Genomic DNA, 14652 nt, shown 5'->3' on the forward strand with positions numbered 1-14652 from the left:
CATGGTCCTTGCCCACGATGGGGGAACGCTCCCCATCAGGCTCGTCTGCCTGGATCTGGCGGGCACCACGATCGGCGATGTCGTCATGGTCGAACGGGCGTTCGCCGAGGCGATCGCCACACAGGGAATCGTGCCCGGGACCGGCGCGTACGCACGTGCCATGGTGCACGTACACCGGTCCCGGGGCCGCTCCACACTGGACGTCTTCCGGGGCATCTTCCCCGACAACGAGGCTCAGGCCCAGGCGGCCAATCTGACCTTCGAGCGCTCCTACGAGGGCGCCATCGGCCGTTCCGGCCTCGTCCCGGCGGCCGGCATCGTCGAGACGTTGGACACACTCCGCGACGGCGACGTCAAGGTGTGCCTGACCACCGGCTTCAGCCGCTCCCTGATCAGCCGGGTGCTGGCCGACCTGAGCTGGTCCGACCGGTTCGACCTCGTGCTCTGCACCGAGGACGTCGGCCGTGGCCGCCCGATGCCCGACATGGTGCTCAGCGCGCTCCTGCGCCTTCGCGTCCAGGACGTCCGCCAGGTCGCGGTGGCCGGAGACTCGGAGAACGACATGCTCTGCGGACGGCGCGCAGGAGCCTCGGTCGTCGCCGGGATCATGACCGGGGCCCACAGCAGGGAACGCCTCCTCAAGGGCGGCGCCACCCACATCCTGGACTCCGTCAGGGACCTGCCCTCCCTGGTCCTGACCGACCGCCCCGCCGAGACCCCCGTGGGCGCCTCCGCCCGCTGACCCTTCTCCGGGTGGTCATGCGTCAAGTGGCGTCGGAGGGCGTCCAGTTGCTACCGTGTACGCCTGAAGCAGGTCGCGAGCGCACTTCCACATGCCGGTCGGCGACCTGGTCTCGGGGCCTTAGCTCAGTTGGCAGAGCGCCTGCTTTGCAAGCAGGATGTCAGGAGTTCGAATCTCCTAGGCTCCACTCGCTTTCGTGGCATTTGTGATCTTCAACGGACCTTCTCGTCTCTGTGCCCGTTGCGTACCTGCTCCTTTGTGGCCTCGACGAGGCTGTCGAGCTTCCTCGTCACCTTCCGCTGTCGCTCGTCGGTGGAGTGGGGGTAGACCAGCCCGCGTGGGGTGCCTATGTGTCCCATCAGCTCCTGGACTGACGCCCCGGCGTTCGCGGGGAGGGCGGCCGCGGATCGCGAGAACGGATCTCCGGAAGGAGCCTGAGCCCGGACACGCCGGTTGAAGCCGGCGTTTCTCAGCGGCTCGTCGCCTGCCCCGCGAAGACCAGCCCCTGTCACCGTTCTGGGTGGGGTCCTTCACATGCGCCCGCAGATCCTCAAGGCCATCGGCGGCCACCTCACCGAAACCGACGACACCGGCGCCTTCCTCCGGGCCACCACGGCCGAGGTCTCATCCCTCGCCTCCGAAGCCTTCGCCATCCGCGTCCTGGACGCATGCGCCACAACCAGACGCCAGCCGTGCGCGTCTTCCTTGAGTGGCCACTCGGTCTCGACGAGTCCGGTCGTCTTGACGACCTTGCGGGAGCCGCGCCACGGTTGTCGGCACTCGGCGCCGTCCCGTTTCTCGTACCGAACGTCCGCCTTCTGCCTGCTTGGTCGGATGGCAGCGACCTCTCATTGATCCACAACCGGTTCTCAAGAGCGACCTGATCTTCTTTCGCGTGTTGGATGACGAAAGGAGATAACGCATGAACAAGAAGCGCAAGGCCGTGCTGATCATGGCCACGTTCTTCTCGGTCGGTGCGGCAAGCCTGGTCAGCGCTGGTCCAGCGGCTGCGCAGGCACCGGAGTGCGAGTGGAGCCAGTGTGGGGGAAGCGGCGCAGGAGCGGTTTCGCAGACGCCGACGCCGCCGACGTCTCTCATGCCGGACGACGAGCATGACCACGACGACTGCGACGTGAGCCCGTGGCACTGCCACGACTAGCTCGGCACAGCCAATGAAAGTGGAGAGCACGGACAGTCTCGGGGTGGAGGCTCTCCGTGCCTCCACCCCTTTACGATCGGCCGTTCCGGAGACGCCTGAGTTATCTTCTCTTCGTCGGCCGCTTCACCCGGTGCCCTCTCCGGTAGTGCCACGGCGAATCGACTTCCTCCGCAGTGACTACGAGCCGAAGCTCGGCCAATGTCCGGGGTGCTTTTAAGAGTTCTCCGATCACTCACGGGATCTTCAGGACGCGCCGAACTCGCGCAAAGAATGCTCCTGGAATAAAATCCGTAACAGGTTGCGGGGTGGATGAAGGTTCCGTTCCGAACTTGTGCTTCAGGGGGCGCTTCGCTTTGTCGCACGCTGGCTTGTGGTTGATGTCATCTCGGTGAACTTCGTGGCGTGTCCGGTATGTCCAAGTCGATGGAAGCGATGAACTTCCGCGACAGGCGTGCTGGTGCCACCTCGGCAGGACGCCCGAATCGCCGACCATGATCGAACCCTTACCCGTACGGTCTCCTACAGCCCCGGGTAGAAGCCCGGAGAGCCCAGCTGTTCGAACCAGCTCGGTGGCTCGGGCGCGGTGAACGCTTTGGTCATCGCGTCCAGCCAGGCGGCGAACGTGGGGAAGTCCGGGGTGGAGTTGGCCGGGTCCTCCCAGTCCCCGCCCTCAACGTAGCGGGCACGCCCTTCCTGGTCGTCGTAGTGGTGGTGGTAGACCGGGTATTCGCCGTCCGCGTCCGGCTGGGTGACATCGAAGCACCAGACCGCCTCGTTGTCCGCGTCGGCGAGGGCGAAGCCGACCAGGTGGTTGGTGGACAGCCACCGGCCGTCGCCGCGGTCCGCATGCTCGGGCATGTGCACGAGATCGGAGTTCAGCTCGACGACGGCATCGTCACCGACGACGACGAACTCGATGTACCGGTCGGATGAGGCGTCCCAGCGCTTACAGGAAAAGGTGTTGTGCTCGGCGAGGAAAGCCCGGTAGCTGGGCGGAGCCGTCCATTCGATGGTTCCGAAATGGGGCTTCAGCCCTGTCTCGCGGTCGCGGACGGCTTCGGTGGAGGCGGGCTCCGACGCCGTGATGACGACCGTTCCGGATTCGGCGGCGCGGTGAAGGATTGCCAGACTCTCGGCTATCGACATCGTGGTCCTTGGTCGGTTGTTCGTACGGCTACGCGGGTGTGGCCCGATAACAGCTTCTGGTCGCACCAGTCCGTGTGGCCTCAAAGGATGCTAGTCCTCATGAGGTTGCTCCCGGTTATGTGAAAACGGCAAGGTCTCCGGCCGTGCGACTCTTCGACGGTGTGTCGGCGTTCAACTCGCAGAGTCGGGGCCACACCGCCGTACGCACCAGGACCACAAGACGCGCCTCGCGTGACGATATACCCTCACTCCGTACCTACGGCGCATATGACGCATATGGCGAGGAGCGACTTTGTCACCCGACGAAGCAGTCGAGGCCCCTTTGTCTGGAGTCTCCAGTGGAGAGATCTATCTCTGGGTCGGCTACGAGGCCGTCCGCACGGTGATCCTCCTGGGCGTCCTGCTGCTTTCCGCCCTCCTGGTCACTGCCGTGGTCGTTGCTGTTCTTTACCACCTGCCGCGCCGCCTTCCGGGCCTCCGCCGGAGGCCTCGGCTCCGGGATGATCGCCAATCGCAAGGGCTGACTTCCTGGTGGTTGGTGTAGAGGCCTGATCGTCCCGGCTTCTGCGGTTCAAGGCCGTCTGTGACCGTTGACATCCAACGGATCGAGGAACGCCTACCGGTTGACACACACGCGAAGGCGTCCTTGTCGCCCTCCGGGGGGATGAGGCAGAAGTACGAAGGCCCCGGCAGAAACCGCCAGGCGAGGACGTCGACCATCGTTCACGAGCCTGCCGTCGTCGGACGGCCGCGTGATCACACCACTCGGAGGGATGTGATCACATTTTCCTCGGTTGTCACTCTCGTCCGGAAATTCAGGTGTGACGCGTCACGGGAATCGGTAGCGTTGCATGCAGTTCATCGGGCCTGGAGACGGTGCGGGTCGAAGGACATCGGTTATCTCTTCAAATCAGATGCCGCCGGTGTCCGCCCTCATATCCGTGCCTTCTCTCGGCCCGATGAGCTGGTCAGGTCTGGTGCCGGCACGGGTCGAAGCTCGTCGGTTATCCACTGTTAATGGGGCGGTTGCGGGTTCGAGTCCCGCCGTGGGCTTCCACTCACGTAGCTCAATCGGTAGAGCACCAAAAAGGCCGGTGGGCGTCCCCATATCCGTGACGGCTCCAGACCTGATCGTTCATCGGTCCGCCGGTGGCGTGGGTCGAATCTCGATCGGTTATCGCTCTGTAAAAGCGGAGACCCGGGTTCGAATCCCGGCGCCGCCTTCGGGTGGTGTGGTGCAGCGGCCCAGCACGTTCAACGGCCGGTCGGTCTCTCCACATCCGCGCCGCAGGAAGGACTGATGAACGGGGGGAGAGCGGGTCGAATCCAGTCGGTTATCACATGATGAATGCAGGTTCGAGTCCTGTCGGGTCAGCTCGCCTGACCCATCGCCCAGCTTGGTAGGGCACAGCCGGCCGGAGATCCCACATCCGCTCTCCCCTTTTCGCATATCCGCCTCTGGGCGGGTCGAACGGAAGGAAACGCCCATGGCTCCCCGTGATCCCCTCGCCGCGGTGTCGACGGTCACGACCCCGCAGTCTCAGCCGATCCCCGGACGCAGCGACCAGGTGCCCAACGCCGCGGGCGGCTACGTGTTCGCCAAGGATCTGTGGACCCGCCTGGAGGACTTCCTCATCCTCGGCACGACGGGCGGCACCTACTACGTGGGTGAGGACAAGCTGACGGCGGAGAACGCCGGCGTGTTGTTCCAGGCGATCGCCGAGGACGGACCGCGCGTTGTGCGGCTGCTCACGGACATTTCAACGGCTCGCCCGCCGCGCGCTCCGAAGCCGCGCCCGGCGCTGTTCGCGCTCGCTGCCTGCTACGCCCGGGGGGACGCCGACACGCGCCAGGCGGCGAAGTCGGCACTTGCGAAGGTCGCCCGGACGACGGACCATCTGGCGCAGTTCTTCGGCTACTACAAGAACCTTGGCGGGAAGCCGACCTCACGCGGTACGGCGCCGCGGGTGGGCCGGTCGCTTCGGACGGCGCTCGGCTCCTGGTTCCTGCGGGATGACCCGGACCACGTGGCGTTCAAGGCGGTGAAGGCGCGGCAGCGTAAGACGCCACAGGGTGAGGCGTTCGACCTGCGGGACGTGCTGCGGATCGCCCACCCTGCCGCTGACTCCGAGCAGCGGAAGGCCTTGTTCGGGTGGATCGCCGGAAACGTCACCGATGACGAGGCGCGTGACGAGCTGCCGGCGGTCGACCGGTTCCTCACCGCGAAGGCCGTCACCACAGTCGACCAGGCCGTCCGGGTCGTGACGGAGGCGCGGGTGCCGTGGGAGTTCCTCCCCGACGCGATGCTGCGCGAGCCCGCCGTGTGGGAGGCGCTCATCGACACCGTCGGCATGACCGCCCTCATCCGCAACCTGGCCCGCATGACCCGGATCGGCGCGCTCAAGCCCCTCGGCGACGCCACCGGCCGGGCGGTCGCCCGGCTCACCGACCGTGACGCGATCCTTAAGGCGCGCATCCACCCGATGGACGCCTGGCTCGCACTCCGCGTCTACAACTCGGGACAGGCGCAGCCGAACCCGCGCGCCGACCGGCAGGTGTGGCAGCCGGTGCCGGCGGTCTCCGACGCGTTGGAGGAGACGTACGAGCTCGCCTTCGGCGCCGTCGCACCCTCGGGGAAGCGACTGCTGGTCGCCGTCGACTCGTCAGGATCGATGAGCTGGGGCGGCGGGGTGCGGGTCGGCGGGTCGCCGGTCGGCTCGCCGTACGAGGTCGGTTGCGCCATGGCTGTCATGCTCGCCCGCATCGAGCACGGTGACGTCCACGTCATCGACGTCGACACCGATGTCCACCCCTCCAAGGTGACGCCGCGCACGAACCTCCGGGAGATCTCCACCTGGAGCCCCTCGGGCGGCGGCACCGACCTGTCGCTCCCGTTCGTCTGGGCGCGGCGTGAGCGGTTCCACGCCGATGGCATCGTGGTCTTCACCGACAACGAGACGTGGGCCGGCCGTACTCACCCGTCGCAGGCGCTGCGCGCCTACCGAGACAGCGTCAACCCGCGGGCCCGGGTCGTGGTCGCGGCGATGACCGCTGCCGGCTACTCGATCGGTGAGCCGGACGACGAAGGCGTGTTGAACATGGCGGGTGTGGACGCGTCGCTCCCACTGGTCATCAACGGCTTCGTGCGCGCGTAGAACCGGACCGGAGCCCCGGCCCACCGACCAAGGGGGCCGGGGCCTCCGGTCGGTCCATGTCGCGCCAGAAGAGGTCGGCCCGTCGTTTCAAGCTCCGGGGCGGCATTCCGTCCGATGAATGAGGACGCGATCGTCCGACATCCGTATGTGATTCACGGGTGGCACGATCTTCATCGCCTGCTTTAGCCGAAGGAGCGTTATGAAGCGTCTCAGCGTCGTCGTCGCGCTTGGTGTGTTCGCGGCTTTACTCACCGATACCGGAACCGCTCTTGCCGCGCCGCCTGTAGAGCCGGTCCAAGCTCTCAGGAAGCAGTTCGTGGCCGGACGGGGCGTCTTGGTCTCCGAGACGAGCCGGACGACCGTCAAGGCGTCGAAGGAGACCTACACCAGCCGAACCACCGGCACGATCGCGTTCGGGAAGCCCGGAGTGGTCGGTTACGACCTCACCGAGAAGGTGAAGATCACCCCGCAGAACAAGGCTACTCTCAGCGCCGACGAACTGGAAACCATGAGGACCCCCCTCCGTGCGGTCAATGTGGGGCGCTACACCTATGTCCAGGGTTTCGAGTGGGGGCCGATGCCCGAAGGAACGAGTTGGATCAGGTTCGGCAAGAGCGCGACCTGGCAGTGGTACGGCCAGCGCGGCGAACAACGCGTTGACGTCCTCAGCCCCGCGAGGCTGAAGTTCGTGATCTCGAAAGCCACCTCCTTTCACTCGGGTGAGTATCGCGGCACCCTCAGAACCGAGGATCTGTACGCCGAGCGGGGCCCCATGAACCCGGAAAAGCTGAAGATCTCGTTCAGACTGTTCGTCGACAGGAACGGACTTCCCGTCCGCCTGGTCACGCGGTACGTGGAAACCGAACAGGAATTCAGGCCAAAGGGCAAGACGGTCACGAGAACGTACGACAGCGTGGTGGACACCCGGTACCACCACTGGAACGCGAAGGTGAAGGTCGTCGCCCCTCCGGAGGCCGAGGTCGTGGACTTCGGTGACCTGCCGATAAACCAGTCGCGCTGGGGCGAGAAGTCGCTGAAACTCAACTCTGAGGGACCGGTTGAGAAGTGCGCCAACCTCGTTCCCTGCCGGCTCCCGTTCAGGGTCCCCAACTGAACGGAACACGTGTCCACCGTTCCCACGATCCATATCGTGCCGAAACGGCGGGGCGTGGGCTCGTGCGCTTTTCGGCTAGTCCTTCTGGCGACCCGCGCGGTACTCGCGGATCGCCAGAACGACCGAGAGGACAAGAATCACGATCACGGGGGCGGATCGTGCGAGCAGATCCCAGCCCCTCTCGCCGTCGGAAACGGACAGTGCGATATAAGTCGGCAGCGCGATCACGCCGACCAGGACGACCTTCCACCAGATCATTCCCTTGAGTCTTTTCATGAGAGTGTTCGCTCCGGCTCCTCTGGTCAGGCGAGAATCACGAAAGGTCGTTTTCTGGTTCGTTCTCCGAACCTGCTTCGACGAGCTCTCCTCCGGCTGTCGTCGTTCCCGTTTTGTGGTCGACTTTTCTTTGACGATAACTCCCGGATGCGCACCGGCGGCGTGGCGATGCTGTGCGGGTCGCGCGGAAAACCGATGACACGGTCTTTCGTGGAGGTACCGAGACCAGGACGCCGTCTGTGAACGTCACTGTCGGAGCAGGTTGCGGCCACGGCCTCGAAATATGACCGGAGAGTCGGCTCCGAACCGAGAACCCCGGGCCGTCGGTGCCCCGTGAACGCCGGGACACAATGGTTCCGTGAACGTCGCCACGCCTGTCTCCGTCGCTGTCGCGGTCGCCGCCGAGTACGGTGTGCGGGTCGGTGAGCCGGTGGTGTCGAAGGACTCTTCCAGCGTTCGGGTGCATCTTCGTCCGGCGCCGATCGTGGCCCGTGTTCCCACGGTCACCACGTTCGGCAGGCCGCGACCGGCCGGGCGCCGGCGGATCTGCACACGGCTCTTCGCGACTGTCCCGGAGAGCTGCCGTATCTCGGACCGGCGCTTGAGGAGACCGTCCTCCTCCTCGACCTGCTGGACTCGCGGGATCACCCGGACCGGGGGACGCTCGCCGAGTTGTGCGAGGAACTCGATCTGCTGCGCGCCGAATCACACCGCCGGCCGGGCCCTGTCCAGGCCGTTCACGGAGACGCGCACGCGGGGAACCTCCTGGCGACCCCTGACGGGCCGCGCTGGATCGACTTCGAGGAGGCCTGTCTCGGTCCGGTGGGCTGGGACCTCGCATGCATGCTCGGCTCGGGGCGGCGGGCCGTACAGGAGTATGGGGTGGATCCGGACGATCCGGGGCTTGGGCCGTTCCTGCGGGCTCGGCGGTTGCAGGCCGCGCTCTGGATGCTCGCCAAGACGCTGAGCTTCCCCGAGGAGACGCCCCGGGCGCTGGCGGTCCTCGACGACTGGCGCAGGAACAGGTTCTCCTGAACGCGCCCGAGGGAGGACGGCTCGCGGCTCAGATCCAGCCCTCCTCCCAGGCGCGGTGGGCGGCAGCGTGGCGGGAGCCGACGCCGAGCTTGGCCATGGCCGCCGACAGGTAGTTGCGCACGGTGCCCGGAGCCAGGTGGACCTGGACGGCTATCTCCTTTATCGAGGCCCCGGTCCGGGAGGCCCGCAGTACCGCGAGTTCCCGGTCGCTGAGCGGACAGGCGCCCTCGGTCAGGGCCGTGGCGGCGATCTCGGGGTCGACGTAGCGCCGTCCGGCGGCGACATCCCGGATGATCTCCGCCAGCCTCGTCGCGGGGGTGGTCTTGGGCACGAACCCGCTCACCCCGACTGACAGCGCACGGCGCAGTACCCCGGGGCGGGCGTGTCGCGTCACCAGAATGATCTTGATAGGGGAGTTCGCCCTGATCTCCTCGGCGGCACGCAGGCCGTCGGCCGGTGGCATCTCCAGGTCCAGCACGGCGATGTCGGGCCGATTCTCAAGCGTCAGCCGTACGGCGTCGGCGGAAGTGGCCGCCTCGGCGATGACGGTCAGGTCGTCCTCCAGCCCCAGTAGTGCGACCAGGGCACCCCTGACCAGATCCTCGTCATCGGCGACCAGCAGCCGGATCATCACATCTCCTCGATGGGCACGCGGGCCGTCACGACGAAGCGGTCGCCGTCGTGCCGCCAGGTCAGCTCGCCTCCGGCGGTCGGCAGCCGTTCGGCGAGTGACCGCAGGCCGGTACCCGTGTCCGCGTCGGGCCGTTCGGACACACCGTCGTTGGTGACCGTGAGACGGGCCAGGCCGTCGGCGGTCCGGTATTCGATCTCGGCGTACCGGGCGTGGCTGTGGCGCAGCACGTTGGTGGTCGCCTCCCGCACCACAAGCCCCAGCAGGTGCCGTCCCGGGCCGGGAGGAAGGGCGGGGTCGAGCTTCGTCCGGGCGTCGACACCGGCCGAGGTGAGCACCCTGGTCGCGTTCGCGATCTCCTCCTCGAACGTGACACGGCGGTATCCCTGGACAACGGCCCGGGTGTCGCGCAACGCGTCCGCGGCGAGCCGCCGTACCTCCCGCATCTCCGCGGCCGCACGCGAGGGGTCGGCCTCGGCCAGCCGCGCCGCCAGCTCGCTCTTGAGCGCGATCACCTGCAGGTGGTGGCCCTGGATGTCGTGCAACTCGGCGGCGAACCGCAGTCGTTCGTCCTTGACCGCCAGCTCCGCGGACAACCGGCGGGCGGCGTTCAGCCGCTCGGCGACGTCCCACGCCCACAGCATCCCGAGTGTGACCCAGCCGCTGAGGATCATCAGCCCGGCGGGGAAGGCCGCCGCGAAGACCGAGCCCCGCCCCGTGATCCCGCCGAGTACGGCCACACCCGCCGCAGCGGTGACGATCAACAGGCGGCGGCGCCGGGGCGACAGGAAGGTCGCGGTGATCGCGACCATCATGGCCGGGCCGAACGACCAGAGCCCGCGGTCCTGCAGGGCGAGCAGGATCACCCCCAACATCACGGAGCCCGCGCCACCGGCCACCAGCCACCGCACCGGGGTCGTGACAGATGGAGACCCGTGGGGGAGGCGCGGAAGCCGACGGCTGACGGACACCGCGACGGCCGTCACCGTCAGTGCGAGGGCGGCGACGGCGGCGAGCCGTACCGCGACCGGTACCGCCGGGTCCATGATCCGGCTCCTGACGCTGAGGGCCAGGAAGAACACGGTGACGCCGATGAGGCTCCACCAGGTGGAGCGACGGAGGTTCGTCAGTCCCGCCCCTGGATCGACCGGTACGTCACGCACACGGCCATTGTCCACTGATGACAGATGTCATGCGATCACGTGTGGTTTCGGCGCTACCGACAGGCATCCGCGTCGAAGAGCCTGGAGGCCCCACACGAAGGAGCCTCCCGATGCGCCTCTCGACGCCCTCCACACGCTGGATCGACGCACTGAAAGGCCGCTGGCCGACCGCCGTCGCCGTCGGCCTGGCGTTCCTCACCCTGGATGGTGGGGCCGGGAACCTCGCGCAGATCCTGCCTCTCCTGCCGCTGCTCTACCTCGTCGTCGCCAAGCTGGACCGCCCCGCGCTGTCATGGCCGCTGCTCGGCGTCGGCACGGCGATCGTCATCGGGTCGCGACTGCTGAACCTGGTCGCGCCGTCCACCGTCCTGTTCGCCCTGGCGCTGGCCGTACTGGTGTGGGGCGTGCTCGACGGGCACGCACGCCGCTCCGGCGAGTTCAGGCTCCAGGCGCTCGGCATGATCGGGTACGGCGCGCTCGCGTTGGCCGGGTTGGCCCTCGACCCGGAGGCCGGCCGGTACATCGTGGGGGCCGGATGGCTGCTGCACGGAGTCTGGGACTTCGCGCACCTGCGCCGTGGCAGGGTCGTGGCCCGCTCCTACGCCGAGTGGTGTGGCGTGTTCGACGTCCTGATCGGCCTGGGCCTGATCTTCCTGCCGTGACATCTGGAAACCGTGACATCTGGAAACCGTCAGAGTCTCAGGTTCTCGTGCGGATCCAACTCCGTCAGGCCGGACCGGATCGCCTCCGCCTCCTGGTCGAGCAGGTCGCGTGTCCTTGTTCCCCAGTCGGCGGTTATCCGGAAACCGTCTCCCTCGAAACGCGGGAAGACGTGCAGGTGGAAGTGGAAGACCTCCTGGAACGCCGCCTCCCCGTCGGCGAGGAGGACGTTCACGCCCTCGCATCGCAGACCGGAGCGCCGCAGGGCCCGGCCCATCCGGTGGCCGATCCGCCACACGTGCGCGCTCGTCTCCTCGTCGAGGTCCTCCAGACCCACGGCGTGGACGCGCGGGATGACGAGGAGGTGACCGGGGGTCACGGGCCCTATGTCCATGATCACCATCACCCGGTCGTCCGCGTAGGGAACGCTCGCCTCGGCCTCGCCGCGAACGATCGCGCAGAACACACAGCCCGGTCCGCCGTCATCTTTCATGGTTCACATGGTGGCGGTGGAGAAGGGTCGTTGCGAATCATTTTCTCCCCGTGGGAACCAGCCGCAACAATGCTTTCCGGTCGCCCTTTAAAAAATGTCAGTCGACCTGTCTAACGTCCATCCCGTCAAGAGAAAGAAGGGTTTCGAGAAAGGACTTTTGTGAGATTGTCGAGCAGATTCGGGGGGCTGGTGGCCGCCGTGGTCCTGGCGTCCGGCGTCTTCGCCCCCGTGGCGCAGGCGGCCCCGGAGCCGGTCACCTCCGGTGAGACCCCTCCGGCCCAGCAGGCCGACGCCCTCGCGGGAAACCCCGTGGGGAAGGTCACCATCGCCTTCGAACGGACCACGGCGACGAAGTGCCCGTTGACCTTCAAGATCCACGGTTATTTCGAGGGACTGCCGGCCGGTTTCCAGCTCGTGCGCTACCGCCTCGTCGGCGCCGAGAAATGGAGGAGCTTCAAGGTCCCCGACAACCACGGCGCGGTTTTCCACACGGTGCTGGGAACCTTCAACTGGGACGAGAACACCGAGCAGACCTCGGTGCAGGTCGAGATCGGGCAGCCGGACGGCCTCACCTCCAACGTCATCCACTACTTCGAGTGCGCCTCGCCGGGTGGTGAGGAGACGTTCGGCGCGACCGCCGAGAAGATCCCGCTGACGCCGAGTGGCGGCCCGCTCGTCGAACTGGTCGCCGACGCCTACCTCGACGCGGTCCAGGCCGTCTCCGGCGCGGAGGTCGCCCTCGTCAGCAGGTACGGCTTCCACACCGACCTGGACGAGGGGCCGGTCACCTACGAGGAGCTGTGGGCCACCCAGCCCGCAGGACTGGCGATCGACGTGCACGCGATGACCGGCGCGCGGCTCAAGGAACTGCTGGCCTACCGGAACCCGTCCGGCTGGGTGCTGACCCCCTCGTCCTCGCTGCGCTACACGGTGCAGGACGGGGCTGTCACCGAGATCACGCTGAACGGCGTGCCCGTGACCGACACCCAGGTGATCAAGATCGCGGCCAACTACATCCTGATGGGCGGCTGGCAGGGCTTCCCGCAGTGGACGGACAGCACCGGTGTCTACCACGGCGGCCCCGACGACAGGGGGGCGCTGGCCTCCTACATCGTGAACAACTCGCCGGTCAGAGCCCCACAGGGAGACCGCGTCACCATCCGATGACCACCCCGGCCGCTCGCCCGGCGAGCGGCCACCGGGACCGTACGGAGCGCCAGGTCCCGCCTCGGCCGGGCGGTCACAGCGGTACGGCGAAGGCGGCGACGAGGACGGCGCAGCCGAGGAGGGCGGCTGCCCATCTCCATCCGGCCGGTACGGAAGGCCTGCCGGCCAGCGTCAGTACGGCCAGGCCGAGCACCCCGACGATCACCCGGGGCAGGACCGCCCTGCCGGACAGCGCCGCCTGAAGGACGAAGCCGTGCGCCGTCACGAGCATGAGAGAGATCAGCACCCATCCGGGTACGACGTTCCGCTGAACGCCTCCCAGCATGTCGACCAGCCAGGCCACGAGGCTGACGACGATCGAGACGATGGGAAGCGTCAGGAGCGCCTCCAGCCTCGACACGTATCGATCCGCCTCGCCGATCGCATTCCAATGGACAGGGACCACCGCGTCGGCCGGTACCTGGCTGAAGGCCCACACCGACAGCGCCGTCGTCAGCAGCGGTCCGCAGGTGAGTAATGCGAGCTTCCACAATATGGAGCGAGAGCCATGTGATTCATCCACGCCGAACCCGCTTCTCCTGGGCTGTTGTTACTTTTCTGTGACGACGAGGAGGATTGTCCGGAAGGCTGGTCATTCCTGGTCGTGGAGACCATCTCAAAAAGGTCGTAGGCCCCAGGTAAAGCATTTCCGGTGATGAGACGGCTCCACGGAGACCACGGCGCACGGGCCACCGTGGCCTCGGCCCTTCGGCGCAGAAGCGATCCGCCGCACGATACAGAGATCACGATCGGCGGCCCCGGGGCGCACCCGATCTGACCACCGGCTCAGGACCGGGCCGGAACGGGCTTCGGGCCGGCCGGAAAAGCAGAGGTGTTTCCGAGTTCGTCTCGGCCATACTGCTCCGATGCGGCATCTCGCCTACCCCAAGATCCCCGCCGCCGACCGGGCCGGTGGGGGCACCGCCGGAGGTCCGTGGGTGGCCACCGAGAAGGTCCACGGGGCCCAGATGGTGATCGCCCATGACGGCGAGGGCCTGTCGGTGGGCAAGCGCAAGGCGTGGTTGCGTGACGACGAGCCGTTCTTCGGCTGGCAGCTCCTGCGCGCCGCCTTCGCCGGGGCCGTGGAGGCCGCCCTGGCCCGCGGTGGTTCGGCGGTGCGTCTCTACGGCGAGCTGTACGGCGGCCACTACCCCCACCCCGAAGTCTCCCCGGTGCCGGGCGCGTCCCCCGTCCAGACGGGCGTCTGGTACAGCCCCGGGATTCGCTTCGCCCTTTTCGACGTGCTGCGTCACGAGGGGCCGGACGACCCCGGGACCTTCCTGCCCTACGCGGACATCGCCTCGATCGCCGCCGACACCGGTCTCGACGTCGTGCCGCTTCTCGCCAGGGGGAGCCTGACGGACCTCGACGGTCTGCCCCGCCGTTTCCCCACCCGTGTGCCGCGGATGCTCGGCCTGCCCGAGGTGCCGGACAACACGGCCGAGGGAATCGTCCTGCGGCCCGACACCCCCCTGCCTCCCGCGCGCCGTCCCGCCCGCAAACTGAAGATCGAGGAGTTCGACGAACGGCGCTTCGACCAGAGCCGTCCCTGGGACCCGCAGGTGATGCTCTCCTCGGAGGAGCTACGCCGGATCGCCCTGGAGATGGTCAACGGGCCACGGCTGGCCGGGGCACGGTCCAAAACGGGGCCGTCCTCCCTCGACGAACTCCTGGACGAGGTGGTCCTCGACGTCATGGTGGACCTGTCCGACGCCTTCCCCGCGACCACGGCGGCCCTCGACGATCGCGCGGAGGCCGCGTTGCAGGCCCACGTCCGCAGGGCCGCCGAGGCTCTGGCCGGGGGTTGACGGGCCGTCGGCCGGCCCGGGGGCAGGGGAGTTCGGAACGGACCTGTCCATGGTTTCGTACGGC

At 67.4% G+C, this 14652-nt stretch carries 15 protein-coding genes, 3 tRNA genes and 1 pseudogene; 11 read left to right on the forward strand and 8 right to left on the reverse strand.

What is annotated here, in order from left to right; translation table 11 throughout:
- The first annotated feature begins 1 nt into the window (after position 1).
- Entirely contained in the window at positions 2-742 is a 741-nt protein-coding gene (locus tag ABZ470_RS09565) for an HAD-IA family hydrolase (RefSeq protein ID WP_362783694.1), read from the forward strand.
- 114 nt (positions 743-856) lie between these two features.
- Positions 857-929: transfer RNA gene (locus tag ABZ470_RS09570), tRNA-Ala, on the forward strand.
- Positions 930-954: 25 nt separating this feature from the next.
- On the opposite strand, the gene ABZ470_RS09575 is transcribed toward ABZ470_RS09570, so the two are convergent.
- Complete coding sequence (locus ABZ470_RS09575) at positions 955-1101, reverse strand: hypothetical protein (RefSeq protein WP_362911022.1); 147 nt, start codon at positions 1099-1101, stop codon at positions 955-957.
- 563 nt (positions 1102-1664) lie between these two features.
- Here ABZ470_RS09575 and ABZ470_RS09580 point away from each other — a divergent pair.
- Entirely contained in the window at positions 1665-1901 is a 237-nt protein-coding gene (locus ABZ470_RS09580; protein WP_362911023.1) for a hypothetical protein, read from the forward strand.
- 519 nt (positions 1902-2420) lie between these two features.
- Here the strand turns inward: ABZ470_RS09580 and ABZ470_RS09585 are convergent.
- Positions 2421-3047, reverse strand: coding sequence for a hypothetical protein (locus ABZ470_RS09585; RefSeq protein WP_362911024.1), 627 nt, complete (start codon positions 3045-3047; stop codon positions 2421-2423).
- A 295-nt stretch (positions 3048-3342) separates the two neighbouring features.
- On the reverse strand, positions 3343-3564 hold the full coding sequence (locus ABZ470_RS09590; protein WP_352013546.1) for a hypothetical protein: 222 nt from the start codon (positions 3562-3564) through the stop codon (positions 3343-3345).
- Between the two features lie 631 nt (positions 3565-4195).
- Here ABZ470_RS09590 and ABZ470_RS09595 point away from each other — a divergent pair.
- The 4 genes from ABZ470_RS09595 (at position 4196) to ABZ470_RS09610 (ending at position 7316) form a co-directional block, all read left to right on the forward strand.
- Positions 4196-4270, forward strand: a tRNA-OTHER gene (locus ABZ470_RS09595).
- 82 nt (positions 4271-4352) lie between these two features.
- Positions 4353-4422, forward strand: a tRNA-Asp gene (locus ABZ470_RS09600).
- A 112-nt stretch (positions 4423-4534) separates the two neighbouring features.
- Positions 4535-6202 carry a TROVE domain-containing protein gene (locus ABZ470_RS09605; RefSeq protein ID WP_362911025.1) on the forward strand — a complete coding sequence of 556 codons (1668 nt, stop codon included), beginning with the start codon at positions 4535-4537 and terminating at the stop codon, positions 6200-6202.
- Positions 6203-6401: 199 nt separating this feature from the next.
- Positions 6402-7316 carry a hypothetical protein gene (locus ABZ470_RS09610; RefSeq protein WP_362911026.1) on the forward strand — a complete coding sequence of 305 codons (915 nt, stop codon included), beginning with the start codon at positions 6402-6404 and terminating at the stop codon, positions 7314-7316.
- A gap of 75 nt (positions 7317-7391) precedes the next feature.
- On the opposite strand, the gene ABZ470_RS09615 is transcribed toward ABZ470_RS09610, so the two are convergent.
- Positions 7392-7574 carry a hypothetical protein gene (locus ABZ470_RS09615; protein WP_362911027.1) on the reverse strand — a complete coding sequence of 61 codons (183 nt, stop codon included), beginning with the start codon at positions 7572-7574 and terminating at the stop codon, positions 7392-7394.
- 558 nt (positions 7575-8132) lie between these two features.
- Here ABZ470_RS09615 and ABZ470_RS09620 point away from each other — a divergent pair.
- A pseudogene (locus ABZ470_RS09620) lies at positions 8133-8627 on the forward strand (phosphotransferase); the annotation flags it as partial.
- Between the two features lie 28 nt (positions 8628-8655).
- Here the strand turns inward: ABZ470_RS09620 and ABZ470_RS09625 are convergent.
- Complete coding sequence (locus ABZ470_RS09625) at positions 8656-9258, reverse strand: response regulator transcription factor (protein WP_362911028.1); 603 nt, start codon at positions 9256-9258, stop codon at positions 8656-8658.
- On the reverse strand, positions 9258-10421 hold the full coding sequence (locus ABZ470_RS09630) for a histidine kinase (protein ID WP_352013541.1): 1164 nt from the start codon (positions 10419-10421) through the stop codon (positions 9258-9260). Before ABZ470_RS09630 ends, ABZ470_RS09625 begins: the two co-directional genes overlap by 1 nt.
- Before the next feature lie 110 nt (positions 10422-10531).
- Between ABZ470_RS09630 and ABZ470_RS09635 the strand changes: the two genes are divergently transcribed.
- Positions 10532-11083: a hypothetical protein gene (locus ABZ470_RS09635; protein ID WP_352013540.1), complete on the forward strand. Its 552-nt coding sequence runs from the start codon at positions 10532-10534 to the stop codon at positions 11081-11083.
- A gap of 29 nt (positions 11084-11112) precedes the next feature.
- On the opposite strand, the gene ABZ470_RS09640 is transcribed toward ABZ470_RS09635, so the two are convergent.
- Entirely contained in the window at positions 11113-11574 is a 462-nt protein-coding gene (locus ABZ470_RS09640) for an HIT family protein (protein WP_362911029.1), read from the reverse strand.
- A gap of 165 nt (positions 11575-11739) precedes the next feature.
- Here ABZ470_RS09640 and ABZ470_RS09645 point away from each other — a divergent pair, with 165 nt between their 5' ends.
- On the forward strand, positions 11740-12741 hold the full coding sequence (locus ABZ470_RS09645; protein ID WP_362911030.1) for a 5'-nucleotidase: 1002 nt from the start codon (positions 11740-11742) through the stop codon (positions 12739-12741).
- 73 nt (positions 12742-12814) lie between these two features.
- On the opposite strand, the gene ABZ470_RS09650 is transcribed toward ABZ470_RS09645, so the two are convergent.
- Entirely contained in the window at positions 12815-13303 is a 489-nt protein-coding gene (locus tag ABZ470_RS09650; RefSeq protein ID WP_362911031.1) for a DUF1648 domain-containing protein, read from the reverse strand.
- A 343-nt stretch (positions 13304-13646) separates the two neighbouring features.
- Here ABZ470_RS09650 and ABZ470_RS09655 point away from each other — a divergent pair, with 343 nt between their 5' ends.
- The gene (locus ABZ470_RS09655) at positions 13647-14588 is read left to right on the forward strand and encodes an RNA ligase family protein (RefSeq protein ID WP_362911032.1); all 942 of its coding nucleotides are present in this window, start codon (positions 13647-13649) and stop codon (positions 14586-14588) included.
- Positions 14589-14652 lie beyond the last annotated feature (64 nt).

The sequence above is a fragment of the Streptosporangium sp. NPDC020072 genome (assembly GCF_040631445.1).
Classification (GTDB): Bacteria; Actinomycetota; Actinomycetes; order Streptosporangiales; family Streptosporangiaceae; genus Streptosporangium.